This is a genomic window from Streptomyces sp. NPDC022910 (assembly GCF_055561075.1).
Genome location: NZ_JBVHHL010000004.1, coordinates 16,519 through 31,675, shown reverse-complemented (window position 1 = coordinate 31,675; position 15,157 = coordinate 16,519). Strand labels below are relative to the sequence as shown.

The following is a 15,157-nucleotide window of genomic DNA, read 5'->3' as shown; positions in this document are numbered from 1 at the left end:
TTCATATACGGTAGGCGGTGCACCAGTCGGCGAGCGCCTGGGGGTGATCTGTGTGAGCGGCCGGACGACCCGGCAGCGAGCAGCGGTCCTGCGAGTCCTGACCGGCTGCCAGGACTTCGTATCGGCCCAGGAGTTGCACGGCCTGCTGACCACGGACGGGACCCGGATCGGGCTGACCACCGTCTACCGCGCCCTGCGGGAGTTGGAGGCGTCCGGCGGTGTCGACGTCGTACGCGACGAGGCGGGCGAACGGCTCTACCGTCGGCGCCCCGACGACGGCCACCGCCACTACCTGATCTGCCGCTGCTGCGGCCGCAGCCAGCCGGTCGACTCGGGGGTCGTCGAGCGGTGGGCCGGACGGATCGCCTCCGACGCCGGCTTCGCCGCGGTGGAGCACACCGTCGAACTCACCGGCATCTGCGCCGGCTGCCAACCCGCCCCGGACGAAGGAGAACCGCCGCCATGCCACTGGGAGCCCGCCCGGGACGACCTGGGCCGAGCCCGCGCCTGCGCGAGCTGAAGGAGACCGTGCGCACGCTGCTCGGCCTCGACGAGGACACCGCGGTCGTGATCCGGGAACTCGCCTGCACCGAGCCGGGCTGCCCGCCGCTGGAGACGGTCGTCGCCGTCCTGCCCATGGACGGCGAGGCCCGCCGCTGGACCCTGCACCGCCCCGCCGAACAGATCACCGAGGACGACCTGCGGGCCGCCCTGCTCGACACCCTGTACGAAGGAGCCTGTGAATGACCGCCCACGAACCCCGTGACGAGCGCGTGCCCGTCACCGTCCTGACCGGCTTTCTCGGCTCGGGCAAGACCACCCTCCTCAACCGCATCCTCACCGAGAACCACGGCCTGCGGATCGCCGTGATCGAGAACGAGTTCGGCGAGGTCGGCATCGACGACGCCCTCGTCCTCGACGCCGAGGAAGAGATCTTCGAGATGAACAACGGATGCATCTGCTGCACCGTGCGCGGCGATCTCATCCGCATCCTGGGCGCTCTGATGCGCCGACGAGAGAAGTTCGACCACATCCTCATCGAGACCACTGGGCTCGCCGACCCGGCGCCGGTCGCGCAGACCTTCTTCATGGACGACGAGATCGCAGGCCGGCTGCGCCTGGACGCCATCGTCACCCTCGTCGACGCCGCCCACGTCCTCCAGCACCTGGACGAGGTCAAGCCCGAGGGCGTGGAGAACGAGGCCGTCGAGCAGATCGCCTTCGCCGACCGCGTCGTGCTCAACAAGACCGACCTGGCCGACGAGGCCACCGTCGCCGAGGTCACCGCACGCATCCGCGGCATCAACAGCGGCGTACGGATCATCCCGGCCCGGCACGCCGAGCTGGACCTGCAAGAGATCCTGGACGTGGGCGCGTTCGATCTGGAGCGGGTGCTCGCCGACGACCCGTCCTTCCTGACCGAGACCGAGCATCAGCACGACCTCACCGTCACCTCGGTGGGCATCGACCTGCCGGGCGAGCTGGACGAGGACCTGCTCAACGCATGGCTCGGGCAGTTGCTCCGCACCAAGGGTGTGGACATCTTCCGGTCCAAGGGCATCCTCGCCATCGCGGGCGCACCCAAGCAGTACGTCTTCCAGGGCGTGCACATGCTGCTGGACGGCGAGTTCGGGCGGGATTGGGGCGAGGGCGAGGAGCGGCGCAACCGGCTCGTCTTCATCGGCCGCAACCTCGAACGGGATGCGCTCGAGCGCGGCTTCGCCGACTGCCTGGCCACGGCAGGAGCCGCCGCATGAGCGTTGCTATGGATTCCGACCTCGCCAGCGCCTGGGAGGTCACCGTCGACGACGCGCCCGTCGCGCTGAGCGCGCGCGGCGACCTCGTGGCCGTCGCCGGGGCCGAAGGAACGGTCCGCGTCCTCGACGCGGCCATGGGCGCCGAGATCGGCGCCCTCGACCTGCCAGGCGGCGCACTGAGGGTCGAACTCGCGCCGGACGCCCGGCACTTGGCGGTCACCGGGCCGATGGGGTACGCCCTGTGGCGGCGCGCGGACGGCCGGCCGACGATGCGTGAGTCCGGCGCCTGGTCGGCGGCAGCCGCATGGGCGGACCACGAGCGGATCGCGGTCGCCTCCGGCCGCCGTGCGCTCGTACTCGACGCCGACGGCGGAGAGTTGTGGCGTACGGACCCGGCCGCCTCGACCGTCACCGACGTCGCCTGGATGCGGCAGGGGCGGCGCCTGGCCGTGGCTGCCTACGGTGCCGTGCACGCGCATGAACGGCACACGCCCAAGCCCGTGGTGACGTACCCCTACATCGGCTCGCACCTCGCGCTCGCCGTCGCGCCCACCGGGAGGTGGATCTGCAGCGGCAACCAGGACGCCTCGATCCACATCTGGCGCACCCGCGACGGCAGCGAACTGACCATGTCCGGCTACCCGGAGAAGGTCTCCCGCCTCGCCTTCGACGAGACCGGGTTCTGGCTCGCCGCCGACGGCGCGCCGGACGTGACGGTCTGGGACTTCTCCGGCAAGGGCCCGGCAGGCACCGCACCGCGCTCCCTGCGCTGCCACGAGACCGTCACCGCGCTGGCCTGGCGGCCGGGCGCCGCCGGGCACCTGGCCAGCGGCGGCGACGACGGGACCGTAGCCCTGTGGCACGCCACCGCCGGACGGCCGCAGGCCCTGCTGCGCCCGGCACGCACGCTGGAGGACGGCGGTTCGCCGGTGGCCGCGCTGGCCTGGGCCGGGCCACACCTGCTCATCACCGCCGAGCGTGACGGCCGCGTCCGGGCGTACGGCGTGCCCTCGCGGACAGCACTGTGAACCGTCGTACGCCCCCCACGCCCCGTACGGCCGTGATCGGCGCCGCCGGATCACGGCCCTGCACCGTGGTCGTCTGCCGGGGCTGCTGCTGCGGCAACCCGCGCAGGCACCCAGGCACCGACCACGGCTGGCAGTTGGAGCGGCTGCGCGCGGGCGCCGCCGCGTCCGGTGGACGCTTCACGGTCCGTACGACGGACTGCCTCGGCCCGTGCGACCAGGCCAACGTCATCGTCGTCCAGCCCTCCGCAGCGGGGCGCCGGGCCGGCGGGCGGGCCACCTGGATCGGTTTCGCCGTCGACGACGACTGCACCGAGGACCTGCTGCGCTGGGCCGGGGCGGGCGGACCTGGCGTCGCGGATCCTCCGGCCACGCTTGAGCTGCAGTTCGTCCGGCCGCCACGGGAGGCCAGGGCCCGTGCACGCCGGTGAGGCATCCGACCACTTCCCTTACGAGGCCGACGGCGGCCGCGATGTCCCCGCGGCCGCCGTCGGCCGTAGCCCTTCGGGCGCGGGCGGTACTCCCGCTCGCTCTGCCTGCGCCGCGCTCGACGAGACCACCGCAGCCACCGTGGCCGCCACGCTCCAGGCCCTTGCCACCCCGTCTCGGCTGCTGATCCTGACCACCCTGTGCAAGGCCCCGCACCCGGTCGGCGAGCTCGCCGCCGCCATCGGCATGGAGCAGTCCGCCGTCTCCCACCAGTTGCGTCTGCTGCGCGCTCTCGGCCTGGTCACCGGCCGCCGGGACGGCCGCCGCATCGTCTACCGCCTCTACGACGACCATGTCGCCCAGCTCCTCGACCAGGCCGTCCACCACATCGAGCACCTGCGCCTGGGCATCCATGGCCCCGGCTGACCTCAGGTCACCGCGGCAGCTCCACGCGGACGCGGTCGCCCGAGGGCGAGCACACCGGTGTGGACAGCAGTGGCCACGGCGAGGATCGCGAAGCTGGGCGGCAGGGACGGCACGGCGTAGCTGAGGGCGAGGCCGGTCCACATCTCCACGACCGCGAGCCCGGCCGACAACAACAGGGCGCGGTACGGACGTGGGGTGAGCCGGTGCGCGGTGCCCGCGGGTGCGGCGAGCAGGCCGAGGAGCAGCAGCGAGCCGACGGCCTGGGTGGCCTCGGCGGCACACGCGCCGACCAGGACCAGGAAGGCGATGCCCAGGACCCGTACGGGCACCCCGCGCGCCGCCGCGACCGCCTCGTCCAGCGAGGCGAACAGCAGCGGTCGGGCCATCAGCAGCACGGCCAGGCATATACCGGCGGCCACCAGCACCGCGACACCCGCCTGACTGCCTGACAGGCCGAAGATCGAACCGAAGAGCACGCTCACCCCCGCCGTGCCGTGGCCGGCGCCGCGGGAGGTCGTGTAGAGGGTGAGGAAGAAGGCCCCCAGGCCCAGCAGCCAGGAGAGGACGCTGCCGATGGCCACGTCGTCGGCCCTCCCCCGGCGGCCCAGTACCCCGATGAGCACGGCCACCCCGATGGTGGCTGCGAACAGCCCGAGCCGCAGATCCACTCCCGCCGCGAGGGCGGCCAGCGCGCCGGTGAACGCCACATGGCTGAGCGCGTCGCCGGTGAACACCTGGGCCCGCAGCACCAGGAAGTAGCCCACGAGACCGGCGGCGAGCGCGATGCCCGTGCCCGCCAGCAGCGCGTTCGCGAAGAAGGGATGGTCGAAGGCGCTCATCGGGTGCCCCTGACGGTCACGGTCCGGGCGAGCCGCGTGCCCCTGGGCCTCACAGTCCGAGTCGGCCGCGCACCCCCGACCGTGCGGACCAGCCGGGCGGCGACATGGACGGCGAAGGCGAAGGTCGTCACGAAGAACCCGATCGGGTACGGCGAGTAGTACGCGGCCACCAGCCCGCCCCAGGTCACCGCGAGCGCAAGGAGCACAGAGACGGTCAGGCTCAACACCGGCCGTGCGGTGAGCTGTTGGGCGGTCGCTGCGGGCAGCACCAGCAGCGCGAAGACGAGCAGGCTGCCGGTGATCTGCGACGCGCCCGCCGTCGCCAGACCCAGCAGAACCAGGAAGGCGGCCGACAAGGCCCGTACCGGCACGCCTCGTCCGGCGGCGGCATCCGGGTCGACCGACGCGAACAGCAGCGGCCGCCCGATCAGCGCCAGCACCGCCAGCCCGACCGCGGCGACCACCGCGAGCGTCACGACCTGGGCATCGGTGATGCCCAGGAAGCTCCCGAACAGCAGGGAGTTGACCCCGCCGAGGAACCCTTTGTACAGGGCGACGAAGAGATAGCCACAGGCCAGCAGGAAGGCTTGGACGGTGCCGGTGAGCGCCGCGCCCTGGCCATCGTGTCCATCATGGCCGGACCGCGGCAGGACGGCGATGACCAGGGCCGCGCCCACGCAGAACGCGAAGTAGCCGAAGGTCGCGCTGATGCCGAGCAGCGTGGCGCCGGCGGCACCCGGGAAGCTGACCATGGCGAGGCTGTGCCCGGCGAAGCTCTGCCGCCGCAGCACCATGAACCACCCCATGACCGCCGTCAGGACGGCCACGACCGTGCCGGCCCGGAAGGCGTTGACCATGAAGGGATACGCCCAGATCTCGGCCAGGCCGCTCACAACGCGTGCCGATCGGTGTGTACGGCGGGCGGTTCGGGCGTGCCGACCACGACCAGCCGTCCGTCACGGGCCCGCAGCACCTCCACCGGAGCGCTGTACAGGCGCGTGAGCGTCTCGGTGGTGATGACCTCCTCCGGCGGCCCCGCGGCGACCCCGCCCTCGGTGATGTACACCACCCGGTCCAGCCAGGGCAGGATCGGGTTCACGTCGTGCGCGACCATCACCACACTGATCCGCCGCTCCCGGCAGATCCGTCCGAGCAACGCGGCGACCGCACCCTGGTGGGACAGATCCAGGCTGTCCAGCGGCTCGTCGAGCAACAGCAACTCCGGCTCACGTACGAGGGCCTGGGCGATCAACAGCCTCTGCTGCTCACCGCCCGAGCACGCCCCGATCGGACGGTGCGCGTACCCGCTCGCCCCCACCAGCTCGATGGCCTCGGCGACGCGTCGGCGTTCCGTGCGGCGGCGGGCGCTGAACCGGGCGGGCAGCGGCAGGGGCACGCCCCACCGGTGGCCGTCCAGACCGAGCCGTACGACGTCGGTCCCGCGGATCCGCAGGGATGCGTCGAAATGCCGGCGCTGCGGCAGATAGCCCACGCGGTGACCGGTGCGGCCGGGCGCCTCACCCAGCACCCGGATCTCGCCGGCGGCGGGCGGCAGCATCCCGAGCAGCATCTTCACCAGGGTCGACTTGCCCGCCCCGTTCGGCCCCAGGACCGCCACGAACTCCCCGGCGTGGACGTCGAGTCCCACGCCCGACCACAAGGGCCGCCCGCCCACCCGGGCAGCGACGTCCCGCATGCGGATCACCGGCGGCGCGGAGCATTCCGCCCGAGGTGCCGGCACCCGGCGCCGTACGGTTTCGGAGCTCATCGCTTGCCCGTCGCCTCGGCCAGCGCGCTCTTCAGCTCGCGCAGCTGCCGTACCTGCCACTCCTGGAAGGAGGCGCCGGCCGGGGTGAGCGTCTCGGTCACGGTGACCACCGGGATGCCCTGCGCCTTGGCCTCGTTGACCTGAGCCTGCACGTCAGGGGTGGAGTTCTGGCTGTTGTAGACGTAGATCTTGATCTTCTTGTCGGCGATCTGCCGGTCGATGGCTGCCTTGTCCTTGGCCGTCGGGTCGGTGCCGTCATTGACGGCTTCGAGGAAGGACTCGGGGGTGAGCATCTTCAGGCCGAGGTCGTCGGAGAGCGGGCTGACGATGGACTCCGAGGCCCCGATCGGCGTGCCCGCGTAGGTCTTCTTGATGCCGGCTGTCAGCTCGTTGTACGGGGCGAGGGTCTTGTCCTCGAACGCCTTTTTGCGGGAGTCGAAGTACGCAGCGTGGCCGGGGTCGATCTTCTTGTAGTCGGCGGTGATCTTCTCGATGACCTTGTCGACGTCGTCCGGGGAGTACCAGCGGTGAGGGTTGTCACCGGGCTTGAGTCCGACGACGTCTCCGACCTTGAGTTCCGCACGGTCGCTGTTCGGGTTGACGGACAGCAGCTTGTCGGCCCAGGCGTCGTAGCCGATGCCGTTGACGATGGCGTAGCGGGCGGTGGCGACGCTCCGGCCGTCGGCGGCGGTCGGTTCGTAGTCGTGCGGGTCGGCGTTGGGGTTGTTGATGACGCTGGTGACCTTCACCTGGCTGCCGCCGAGCTGCTGGGCGATGCTGCCCCAGAAGTTCTCCGCGGCCACCACCGGGATCGGCCCGTCCGAAGAGGTGGCGGAGTCCGAGGAGGCCACCGTGGAGCAGGCGCTCGCGCCAAGTCCCAACAGGGTGACCGCGAGTGCGGAGTGGGTGCGGCGGATCAGGGCGGGGCGCATGGCGGGGATCTCCTTCTGTGGGCGGGACGCCACACAGGTTATGTGAACATGATTTTCAAAACCATTCCACGAGCACTTTCCACCGTGAACCGTTGCCAGCTCTTGACCTACCGCTTAGTAATGGATCCCATTTTCATGTAGCGTCTGTGGCGCCCACCGACCTAGGAGACGCTCATGGCCGTTCCCAAGCGGAAGATGTCCCGCAGCAACACCCGCCACCGCCGCGCCCAGTGGAAGGCCGCCACGCCGCAACTCGTGCCGATCACGGTCGACGGCTCCACCTACCTCGTCCCCCAGCGACTGGCCAAGGCGTACGAGCGCGGGCTGCTGCATCCGGAGGGCTGACCGGCGATGGACTACGAGCGACTGCCCGTCACCGTCCTGTCCGGGTTCCTCGGCGCAGGCAAGACGACCCTGCTCAATCACGTCCTCGGCAACCGCGAGGGCCTGCGCGTCGCGGTCATCGTCAACGACATGAGCGAGGTCAACATCGACGCCGCCCTCGTGCGCGGCGGCGAGGCGGCCCTCTCGCGCACCGAGGAACGCCTGGTCGAGATGACCAACGGCTGCATCTGCTGCACCCTGCGCGACGACCTGCTGGAGGAGGTCGACCGCCTCGCCCGCGAGGGCCGTTTCGACTACCTCCTCATCGAGTCGTCCGGCATCTCCGAGCCCATGCCCGTGGCCGCCACCTTCGCCTTCGTCCGCGACGACGGTGCCACCCTCGACGACCTGGCCCGGCTGGACACCATGGTCACGGTCGTCGACGCCGCGAACTTCCTGCCCGAGCTGGCGGGCGGCGACGAACTCGTCGAGCGCGGACTCGACCAGTACGAGGACGACGAACGCACCGTCAGCGACCTGCTGATGGACCAGATCGAGTTCGCCGACGTCATCGTCCTCAACAAGCTCGACCTGGTGGACGCCGACACCGCCGACCGGCTGCGGGCGACGCTCACCCGCCTCAACCCCGTCGCCCGGATCGTCCCCGCCGTCCACGGCCGGATCGCTGTCCGGGATGTCCTCGGCACCCGGCTGTTCGACCTGGAACGCGCCCAACAAGCACCCGGCTGGGTCATGGAACTCAACGGCGACCACGTCCCGGAGACGGAGGAGTACGGCATCTCCTCCACCGTCTTCCGCTCCGAACTTCCCTTCCACCCCGGCCGGTTGTGGTCGTTCGTGACCAAGGAGCTCGACAGCGGCGCGTACGGGCAGATCCTGCGCTCCAAGGGCTTCTTCACGCTCGCCAGCCGCCCGCACGTAACGGGTCTCTGGTCGCAGGCCGGCTCCGTCGCCCGCTTCGAGCCGTCCGCCGCCCGCGACGACGACAGCCCTGGCGGCCAGGAACTCGTCTTCATCGGCACGCACCTGCACTCCGAGGCGCTCCGATCCGCCCTCACCGACTGTCTCATGGCGGACGGCGAGAACGTGTCGGGCGATCCGTTCCCCGCGTGGGACACCTACGGCATCGACGACACCTGCGAGCACGAGCACACCGAGCAGGCGCCGATGCCGATGACGTACGTCTGAAGACTCCGGGCCGGGCGGGGGTTCGCAGCCACGGCGCCGCCCGGCCCGGTACACCCCGAGCGAGGGAGGCCCACCATGACAGAACGCGGTGCGCACCTGGGTACAGTCCAGGAGACGCTCCTCATCCCGCTGTACGGCCGCGCGGTGGAGAACCGCAAACCGCAACCAGCGTTGCGCGACCCCCGGGCTGAGGACATCGTCGCGTCGATCGACTACGACTTCGCGCGCTTCGACAACCTGCCCAGCCTGATCGGCACGGTATTGCGCACCAGCCTGTTCGACCGGTGGGTCACGGACTTCCTCACGGCCCACCCGACCGGAACCGTGGTGGAGATCGGTGTCGGACTCAACACCCGCCACGAACGCCTCGACAACGGCCAGGCACACTGGTTCGACCTCGACCTGCCCGACGTGATCGACCTGCGCCGGACCTTCTTCACCGACAGCCCGCGCCGGACGATGATCGCCGCGTCGGTGACCGACGAGTCATGGACCGACGCGGTGAAATCCCCGGGCCCGTACCTCTTCTCCGCCGAGGCCGTGCTGCCGTTCCTGAGCGAGGCGCAGGTCCGCCACGTCGTCGGCCTGATCGCCGGACGCTTCCCCGGTTCGCTGCTGGCCCTGGACACCGCCGGCCCAGGCATCATCGACACCCAGGACCAGCACGACGCGCTGAGCAAGGTCGAGGCCCGGATGCAGTGGACCTGCGCGGATCCGGCCGAACTCACCGTCTGGCGACCGGAAGCCCGGATCCTCGCGTCCCACACGCTCAGCGCACTCCCACCCCGGATGTACGACGAACTGCCCGCCGCATACAGGGAGATGCTGGCCGGCCTCGCCGAGCAGCGGCTGCCGCAGGTCGAGGAGTACCGGCTCAACCTCGTTCAGCTGCCCTGAGTATCAGCCGGCCGGCGGTCAGGGCGACTCCGGGCCGCTGAGAAGGGCCGACACGTGCCTGGCGATCGGTCGATGCCGGGCACCCCTCGCCGGCGGCCGCCCGCGGGCACCATGGCCGTACGCCCTTACCGACGACGACGTCGCCCACATCGTGCTGGACGCCATCCGGCACGCCCAGGAACAGCCCGTCAGTTGAGGTGGGCCGCCCGCCCTGGAGCGGGGGCCGCGCGGAGCCGGTCGGGCAGCGTGCCGTCGTCGGGCATTCCGGCCCGCAACCAGCTCCCGACCTCCTCGGCGTCGGCCTCGGTGACGAGCGGGCCCAGGCGTACAACGGCACCGGTGGGCCTGCGGTCGACCGCGCACGGCTGCACGGCGGCGTACAGGCCGTGCCCGCTGCGACAGTGCAGCACCGTCTCCAGGCAGCCCGTGGAGACCATGACGGCGTGCGGGCAGCCCCGGACCACCTGGCGCAACGCCTCTCTCACCCGCCCGGTCGCGGCGGCGTCACAGGCCCCGCAGACGACGAGCGTGAACGGACGAGCCCGAGGGTCGCGTACGGCGTCACTCATCTCCGCACCTCCTTCGCGATGGTCAAAGAGACCCCCTGTTTGCGCCACGAGCACCCCAATTCGCCTGGCAGACGAGGGAGTTGAGGCTCGGGTGATTTGACACCCGTTCCGTGCACCACCAGCCTATGCTCATGACATCCATTTCCAATAGGGGTTAGCGATGCGCGTTGCCTTCGTCGGCAAGGGCGGCAGCGGCAAGACCACCCTGTCCGCCCTCTTCTCCCGTCACCTCGCGCGCTCGGGCGCGCCGGTCGTCGCGATCGACGGCGACATCAACCAACACCTGGCCTACGCGCTCGGCCTCGACGAGGACGAGCTGTTCGCCGCGCCACCGCTCAGCGCGCGGACCGGCGAGATCAAGGACTACCTGCGGGGCGCCAATCCGCGGATCGTCTCCCGTGACGCCATGGTCAAGACGACCCCGCCGGGCCGCGGCTCCCGCCTGCTGCGGCTGCTGGGCGAGGACGAGGTCCACTCCCCTCACGTGCAGGAAGTGGCCGGCGTCCCGCTGATGGTCACCGGCGCCTTCGGCGAGAGCGATCTCGGAGTGGCCTGCTACCACTCGAAGCTGGGCGCGGTCGAGCTCTACCTCAACCACCTGGTCGACGAGGCGGGCGAGTACGTCGTCGTCGACATGACCGCCGGCGCCGACGCCTTCGCCTCCGGCCTGTTCACCCGCTTCGACATGACGTTCCTGGTCGCCGAACCGACCCGCAAGAGCGTCTCCGTCTACCGCCAGTACCGCGACCACGCCGCCGAGTTCGGCATCCCGGTCGCCGTCGTCGGCAACAAGGTCACCGGCGAGGACGACCTCGACTTCCTCCGCACCCACGTCGGCGACGACCTGATCGCCCACTGCGTGCAGTCCTCCTACGTCCGCGCCCAGGAACAGGGCCGCGAACACGGCGAGTTGGAGGCGCACAACATGCGCACGCTGGAGCGCCTGCGCGCGGCCGTGGACGCCCGCCCCAAGGACTGGGCCGCCTTCCAGCGTCACGCCGTCGAGTTCCATCTGCGCAACGCCGCCGCCTGGGCCAACGAGGCCACCGGCCAGGACCTCGCCACCCAGGTAGACCCGGACTTCCAGCACGGCCCCACGGCTCTCGCCGCGCTCGTCTGAGCCCACCCCGTCCGTCTCAAGAACAGCACCACAGAACAGGACAGCCCTTCATGTCGCTCGACGTCTCCCCGCAGCTGCTCGCCGAAGCCGAGAACGGCGAGGTGCGGGAAGCGGACTTCGTGGAAACGGTCCGCACCTCCCTGCCGTACGCCTACGACCTCGTCGCCCGTCTGGCCACCGAACTGCGTTCCGGGACGCGCGAGTTCGCCGACAACCAGACCCCTCCGCCCTCCGAGAAGGAACGCGGCCAGCTGCTGCGGGCGCTGTCCAGCGACGCCATCCGCACCAGCCTGGAACGGCACTTCGGGGTGGCACTGGCCTTCCAGAACTGCCACCGCGTCGCCGCCTTCCACCCCGAGGCACGCGGCGGCGAGACCCACACCCGCTTCACCTCACTGCGGTCCCAGATCCTCAACCAGTCACCGGAGTTCCGCGACTGCTGAGGCCGGATGCCTCACGCCTTCACCTCGCTGTGACCACCCGAAAATTGACAGTAGTCATGGAAATCATGTTCAACTAACCTGGCACGACCAATCGATCCCAGCATCGCGGGAGGTGCGCCGTGCACGGCTCGTCGACCGGGGAGCGGCTGCCGGACTGGCGTTTGACCCGGCAGCGGTACGCCGTGCTGCGCGTACTGCACGACTGCCCCGGCTTCATCTCCGCCCGGGAGTTGCACGAAGCACTGACGGCCGGAGGAACCGCCGTCGGGCTCACCACGGTCTACCGGACCCTCCGGACGCTGGAGCGGGACGGGCACGTCGACGTCGTACGAGAAAAGGCAGGTGAGCGCCTCTACCGCCCACGGCCCGCCGATGGACACCGGCACTATCTGGTCTGCCGTCGCTGCGGCTTGAGCCGGGCCGTGGACGCGGAGGCCGTCGAGCGATGGGCGGACGGCGTGGCCGCGGACACCGGATTCGCCGAGGTCGAGCACACCGTGGAACTCACCGGCATCTGCGACCAGTGCCAGGGGAAGTCAACACTTGGCAACGATTTTCATAATGATCAGACTGAAACCTGGTCTTGACATTCGTTTCCATCTAGCGTTGGCGGTGACATCGCCCCATCTGTCGTGGAGGATCCATGCCTGCGTCCCCGTCCCGTCGCCTGGCGGCCCTGATATCCGGTGCCGGTCTGGCCCTGCTGGCCGGCTGCGGCAGCTCGTCGGACTCCGGAAGCGACGGGGGCGCCTCGGCCAGCCCGGCTTCCGACTCCGTGGTTCCGGTGGTCGCCTCCACGAACGTCTACGGCGACATCGTCAAGCAGATCGGCGGCGACAAAGTCGACATCACGTCGGTCATCAGCGACCCCGACCAGGACCCGCACTCCTACGAGGCCAACACCCAGAACCAGCTGGCCCTGTCCAAGGCGAAGGTCGTCATCGAGAACGGCGGCGGCTACGACGACTTCATCGACCGCATGCTGAAGAGCGGCAACAACTCCTCCGCCGAGCTGATCAACGCGGTCAAGGTGTCCGGCAAGACCGCCCCCAAGGGCGGAGAGCTCAACGAGCACGTCTGGTACGACTTCCCCACCGTCGCCAAGATCGCCGACCGGATCGCCGCGGCCCTCGGCAAGGCCGACCCCGCCGGCGCCGCGACCTTCACCAAGAACGCCGAGACGTTCAAGGCGAAGCTGACGTCCCTGGAGACCAAGGAAGCGGACATCAAGAAGAAGCACGCCGGCGAGGCCATCGGCATCACCGAGCCCGTGCCGCTGTACATGACCGAGGCAGCGGGCCTGGTCAACAAGACGCCGGCCGACTTCAGCGAGGCCATCGAAGAAGGCGACGACGTCTCCCCGAAGATCCTCCAGGAGACGCTCGCGCTGTACAGCGGTAAGCAGGTCAAGGCGCTGGTCTACAACGCGCAGACCTCCGGCCCGCAGACCGAGAAGGTCAAGAACGCGGCGAAGGCGGCCGGCGTCTCCGTCGTGCCCGTCACCGAGACCCTGCCCAAGGGCAAGGACTACCTCGGCTGGATGACCTCCAACGTCGATGCGCTCGCCGCGGCGCTGGGCAAGTGAGGCGGCCGGTCATGGCCTCCGTTCCACGGGCCCGTGCCGACAGGCCCCGCACTGAGAGGGGCGGCGCCGACGCCGGCGCCACCCCGGTGATCAGCCTCCGCGGTGCCGCGCTGTCCTACGGCGCGCGCACCGTGTGGCAGGGACTCGACCTCGACGTACGGCCAGGGGAGTTCCTGGCCGTGCTCGGGCCGAACGGGTCGGGCAAGACCAGCCTCGTGAAGGCCCTGCTGGGCCGGCAGCAGCTGTCCGCCGGCACGCTGACGGTCATGGGTCACTCGCCCCGCGAGGCGAGTCGGCACCTCGGCTACGTCCCTCAGCAGGCGACACTCTCCGCGCACGCCATGCTGCGGGCCCGCGACCTGGTGCGCTTCGGGATCGACGGTCACCGTTTCGGACTACGGCTGGGCACGCGAGCCGTACGCGGCCGGGTGGACGAGATCCTCGACGCGGTCGGGGCCGGCGCTTACGCAGACGTCCCCCTCGGCCTGCTGTCCGGCGGTGAACGCCAGCGTGTGCGCATCGGACAGGCCCTGGCCACGGATCCCCGCATCCTGCTGTGCGACGAACCGCTGCTCTCCCTCGACCTCAACCACCAGCGGGCCGTCACCGAACTGATCGACGCCCGGCGCCGCACCCACGACACGGCAGTGGTCTTCGTGACCCACGAGATCAACCCGGTGCTCGACCTGGTGGACCGGGTGCTCTACCTGGCGCCGGGCGGTCACCGAGTCGGTACCCCGGAGGAGGTCCTGACCTCCGAGTCGCTGTCCCGGCTGTACGGCACCCAGGTCGACGTCGTCCGCGTCCACGGCCGGGTCGTGGTCGTCGGAGCCCCGGACGGGCCGGCCGCCCAACCACACCACGCCCAGGAACTCCACGAGAGCGACGGAGTCCGCCCATGACACTCGCCGACGGGATCTGGCAGCAGATCTTCAACTACGACAACTACGGCGAGCTCCTCGCCCTGGTCCGCAACTCCCTCATCGCGGGCGTCGCGCTCGGGCTGATCGGCGGCCTGGCCGGGGTCTTCGTCATCATGCGCGACCTGCCGTTCGCGGTGCACGGCATCAGCGAGTTGTCCTTCGCCGGCGCCTCGGCCGCGCTGCTGCTGGAGACGAACGTGGTGGCGGGCTCGATCGTCGGCTCGCTCGTCGCGGCCGGCGCGATCGGCGCCCTGGGCGCGCGGGCCCGCGATCGCAACTCGGCCATCGGCATCCTCATGCCGTTCGGCCTGGGCCTCGGGGTGCTCTTCCTGGCCCTCTACAAGGGCCGGGCGGCGAACAAGTTCGGCCTGCTCACCGGGCAGATCGTCGCCGTGGACACCCCGCAGATGACGTGGCTGCTGGGTACGTCGGCCGTCGTACTCGTCGCGCTGGCGGTGATGTGGCGGCCGCTGACCTTCGCCAGTGCCGACCCGGACGTCGCCGAGGCCCGCGGGGTTCCGGTGCGCGGCCTGTCCTTCGCGTTCATGATCGTGCTCGGGCTCGCGGTCGCTCTGTCGGTCCAGGTCGTGGGGGCACTTTTGGTCCTCACCCTCGTCGTCACCCCGGCCGCGGCCGCCGCCCGCGTCACCGCCTCGCCGGTGCTCCTGCCCCTGCTGAGCGTGCTCTTCGCCGTGGCCTCGATCGAGGGCGGCATCCTGCTGGCCCTGGGCAGCTCCATCCCCATCAGCCCCTACGTCACGACGATCTCCTTCACCATCTACGCCGTCTGCCGGCTGGCAGGCACGTACCGCACCCGCCGGTGGGGCGCCAGGAGGACGGCCCCGCAACCCGCCTGAGCGACGGCGCCAGGAGGACGGCCCCAACCAACCCGCCTGAGCGACGGTGGGACG

The 15,157-nt window shown here is 70.5% G+C and carries 20 protein-coding genes; 15 read left to right on the top strand and 5 right to left on the bottom strand.

The features are described 5' to 3' along the window. The first annotated feature begins 52 nt into the window (after positions 1-52). Genes ACZ3TS_RS05055 through ACZ3TS_RS05030 form a run of 6 tightly spaced genes read left to right on the top strand, consistent with a single transcriptional unit; the run spans position 53 to position 3,637 of the window. A complete protein-coding gene (locus ACZ3TS_RS05055; protein ID WP_467613706.1) occupies positions 53-520 on the top strand; it encodes a Fur family transcriptional regulator in 468 nt (155 codons plus the stop codon). Between the two features lie 8 nt (positions 521-528). Next, complete coding sequence (locus ACZ3TS_RS05050) at positions 529-747, top strand: hypothetical protein (protein ID WP_467613704.1); 219 nt, start codon at positions 529-531, stop codon at positions 745-747. Further along, positions 744-1,757 carry a CobW family GTP-binding protein gene (locus ACZ3TS_RS05045; RefSeq protein WP_467613703.1) on the top strand — a complete coding sequence of 338 codons (1,014 nt, stop codon included), beginning with the start codon at positions 744-746 and terminating at the stop codon, positions 1,755-1,757. Before ACZ3TS_RS05050 ends, ACZ3TS_RS05045 begins: the two co-directional genes overlap by 4 nt. Further along, positions 1,754-2,785 carry a WD40 repeat domain-containing protein gene (locus tag ACZ3TS_RS05040; RefSeq protein WP_467613701.1) on the top strand — a complete coding sequence of 344 codons (1,032 nt, stop codon included), beginning with the start codon at positions 1,754-1,756 and terminating at the stop codon, positions 2,783-2,785. Before ACZ3TS_RS05045 ends, ACZ3TS_RS05040 begins: the two co-directional genes overlap by 4 nt. Continuing rightward, positions 2,782-3,213 carry a (2Fe-2S) ferredoxin domain-containing protein gene (locus tag ACZ3TS_RS05035; RefSeq protein WP_467613699.1) on the top strand — a complete coding sequence of 144 codons (432 nt, stop codon included), beginning with the start codon at positions 2,782-2,784 and terminating at the stop codon, positions 3,211-3,213. Before ACZ3TS_RS05040 ends, ACZ3TS_RS05035 begins: the two co-directional genes overlap by 4 nt. Beyond that, a complete protein-coding gene (locus ACZ3TS_RS05030; protein WP_467613697.1) occupies positions 3,200-3,637 on the top strand; it encodes an ArsR/SmtB family transcription factor in 438 nt (145 codons plus the stop codon). The genes ACZ3TS_RS05035 and ACZ3TS_RS05030 overlap by 14 nt, the downstream gene beginning before the upstream one ends. A gap of 2 nt (positions 3,638-3,639) precedes the next feature. Here the strand turns inward: ACZ3TS_RS05030 and ACZ3TS_RS05025 are convergent, their stop codons facing one another. From ACZ3TS_RS05025 to ACZ3TS_RS05010, 4 genes are all read right to left on the bottom strand, one after another. Then, the gene (locus tag ACZ3TS_RS05025; protein ID WP_467613696.1) at positions 3,640-4,476 is read right to left on the bottom strand and encodes a metal ABC transporter permease; all 837 of its coding nucleotides are present in this window, start codon (positions 4,474-4,476) and stop codon (positions 3,640-3,642) included. After that, complete coding sequence (locus tag ACZ3TS_RS05020) at positions 4,473-5,369, bottom strand: metal ABC transporter permease (protein ID WP_467613694.1); 897 nt, start codon at positions 5,367-5,369, stop codon at positions 4,473-4,475. The genes ACZ3TS_RS05025 and ACZ3TS_RS05020 overlap by 4 nt, the downstream gene beginning before the upstream one ends. After that, positions 5,366-6,172 (bottom strand): metal ABC transporter ATP-binding protein, encoded by an 807-nt coding sequence (locus tag ACZ3TS_RS05015; protein WP_467613693.1) that lies wholly within the window; start codon positions 6,170-6,172, stop codon positions 5,366-5,368. Before ACZ3TS_RS05015 ends, ACZ3TS_RS05020 begins: the two co-directional genes overlap by 4 nt. A gap of 68 nt (positions 6,173-6,240) precedes the next feature. Then, the gene (locus ACZ3TS_RS05010) at positions 6,241-7,176 is read right to left on the bottom strand and encodes a metal ABC transporter solute-binding protein, Zn/Mn family (RefSeq protein WP_467613691.1); all 936 of its coding nucleotides are present in this window, start codon (positions 7,174-7,176) and stop codon (positions 6,241-6,243) included. Positions 7,177-7,350: 174 nt separating this feature from the next. Here ACZ3TS_RS05010 and rpmF point away from each other — a divergent pair, with 174 nt between their 5' ends. The 3 genes from rpmF (at position 7,351) to ACZ3TS_RS04995 (ending at position 9,606) form a co-directional block, all read left to right on the top strand. After that, a complete protein-coding gene (gene rpmF / locus ACZ3TS_RS05005; protein ID WP_391918786.1) occupies positions 7,351-7,521 on the top strand; it encodes a 50S ribosomal protein L32 in 171 nt (56 codons plus the stop codon). Between the two features lie 6 nt (positions 7,522-7,527). Further along, a complete protein-coding gene (locus ACZ3TS_RS05000) occupies positions 7,528-8,709 on the top strand; it encodes a GTP-binding protein (RefSeq protein ID WP_467613689.1) in 1,182 nt (393 codons plus the stop codon). Positions 8,710-8,784: 75 nt separating this feature from the next. Then, the gene (locus ACZ3TS_RS04995; protein WP_467613687.1) at positions 8,785-9,606 is read left to right on the top strand and encodes a class I SAM-dependent methyltransferase; all 822 of its coding nucleotides are present in this window, start codon (positions 8,785-8,787) and stop codon (positions 9,604-9,606) included. Between the two features lie 188 nt (positions 9,607-9,794). Here ACZ3TS_RS04995 and ACZ3TS_RS04990 read toward each other — a convergent pair whose 3' ends face one another. Further along, on the bottom strand, positions 9,795-10,175 hold the full coding sequence (locus ACZ3TS_RS04990) for a hypothetical protein (protein WP_467613686.1): 381 nt from the start codon (positions 10,173-10,175) through the stop codon (positions 9,795-9,797). Between the two features lie 160 nt (positions 10,176-10,335). Here ACZ3TS_RS04990 and ACZ3TS_RS04985 point away from each other — a divergent pair, with 160 nt between their 5' ends. From ACZ3TS_RS04985 to ACZ3TS_RS04960, 6 genes are all read left to right on the top strand, one after another. Then, on the top strand, positions 10,336-11,295 hold the full coding sequence (locus ACZ3TS_RS04985; protein ID WP_467613684.1) for an ATP-binding protein: 960 nt from the start codon (positions 10,336-10,338) through the stop codon (positions 11,293-11,295). 50 nt (positions 11,296-11,345) lie between these two features. After that, the gene (locus tag ACZ3TS_RS04980) at positions 11,346-11,738 is read left to right on the top strand and encodes an SCO5389 family protein (RefSeq protein ID WP_467613683.1); all 393 of its coding nucleotides are present in this window, start codon (positions 11,346-11,348) and stop codon (positions 11,736-11,738) included. Positions 11,739-11,857: 119 nt separating this feature from the next. Further along, a complete protein-coding gene (locus ACZ3TS_RS04975) occupies positions 11,858-12,325 on the top strand; it encodes a Fur family transcriptional regulator (RefSeq protein ID WP_467613681.1) in 468 nt (155 codons plus the stop codon). A 56-nt stretch (positions 12,326-12,381) separates the two neighbouring features. Then, entirely contained in the window at positions 12,382-13,323 is a 942-nt protein-coding gene (locus ACZ3TS_RS04970; protein WP_467613680.1) for a metal ABC transporter solute-binding protein, Zn/Mn family, read from the top strand. Between the two features lie 11 nt (positions 13,324-13,334). Beyond that, positions 13,335-14,225 carry a metal ABC transporter ATP-binding protein gene (locus tag ACZ3TS_RS04965; RefSeq protein WP_467613678.1) on the top strand — a complete coding sequence of 297 codons (891 nt, stop codon included), beginning with the start codon at positions 13,335-13,337 and terminating at the stop codon, positions 14,223-14,225. Next, a complete protein-coding gene (locus ACZ3TS_RS04960; RefSeq protein WP_467613676.1) occupies positions 14,222-15,103 on the top strand; it encodes a metal ABC transporter permease in 882 nt (293 codons plus the stop codon). The genes ACZ3TS_RS04965 and ACZ3TS_RS04960 overlap by 4 nt, the downstream gene beginning before the upstream one ends. Positions 15,104-15,157: the final 54 nt, after the last annotated feature.

What these genes read in the sequence shown, in the direction of transcription:
- ACZ3TS_RS05040 (WP_467613701.1), top strand. Translation starts at nt 1,754, where the DNA reads ATGAGCGTTGCTATGGATTCCGACCTCGCCAGCGCCTGGGAGGTCACC.
- ACZ3TS_RS05025 (WP_467613696.1), bottom strand. Translation starts at nt 4,476, where the DNA reads ATGAGCGCCTTCGACCATCCCTTCTTCGCGAACGCGCTGCTGGCGGGC.
- ACZ3TS_RS04985 (WP_467613684.1), top strand. Translation starts at nt 10,336, where the DNA reads ATGCGCGTTGCCTTCGTCGGCAAGGGCGGCAGCGGCAAGACCACCCTG.
- ACZ3TS_RS04960 (WP_467613676.1), top strand. Translation starts at nt 14,222, where the DNA reads ATGACACTCGCCGACGGGATCTGGCAGCAGATCTTCAACTACGACAAC.
- ACZ3TS_RS05010 (WP_467613691.1), bottom strand. Translation starts at nt 7,176, where the DNA reads ATGCGCCCCGCCCTGATCCGCCGCACCCACTCCGCACTCGCGGTCACC.
- ACZ3TS_RS04995 (WP_467613687.1), top strand. Translation starts at nt 8,785, where the DNA reads ATGACAGAACGCGGTGCGCACCTGGGTACAGTCCAGGAGACGCTCCTC.
- rpmF (WP_391918786.1), top strand. Translation starts at nt 7,351, where the DNA reads ATGGCCGTTCCCAAGCGGAAGATGTCCCGCAGCAACACCCGCCACCGC.
- ACZ3TS_RS05000 (WP_467613689.1), top strand. Translation starts at nt 7,528, where the DNA reads ATGGACTACGAGCGACTGCCCGTCACCGTCCTGTCCGGGTTCCTCGGC.
- ACZ3TS_RS05015 (WP_467613693.1), bottom strand. Translation starts at nt 6,172, where the DNA reads ATGCGGGACGTCGCTGCCCGGGTGGGCGGGCGGCCCTTGTGGTCGGGC.
- ACZ3TS_RS04965 (WP_467613678.1), top strand. Translation starts at nt 13,335, where the DNA reads ATGGCCTCCGTTCCACGGGCCCGTGCCGACAGGCCCCGCACTGAGAGG.
- ACZ3TS_RS04980 (WP_467613683.1), top strand. Translation starts at nt 11,346, where the DNA reads ATGTCGCTCGACGTCTCCCCGCAGCTGCTCGCCGAAGCCGAGAACGGC.
- ACZ3TS_RS04990 (WP_467613686.1), bottom strand. Translation starts at nt 10,175, where the DNA reads ATGAGTGACGCCGTACGCGACCCTCGGGCTCGTCCGTTCACGCTCGTC.
- ACZ3TS_RS04970 (WP_467613680.1), top strand. Translation starts at nt 12,382, where the DNA reads ATGCCTGCGTCCCCGTCCCGTCGCCTGGCGGCCCTGATATCCGGTGCC.
- ACZ3TS_RS05045 (WP_467613703.1), top strand. Translation starts at nt 744, where the DNA reads ATGACCGCCCACGAACCCCGTGACGAGCGCGTGCCCGTCACCGTCCTG.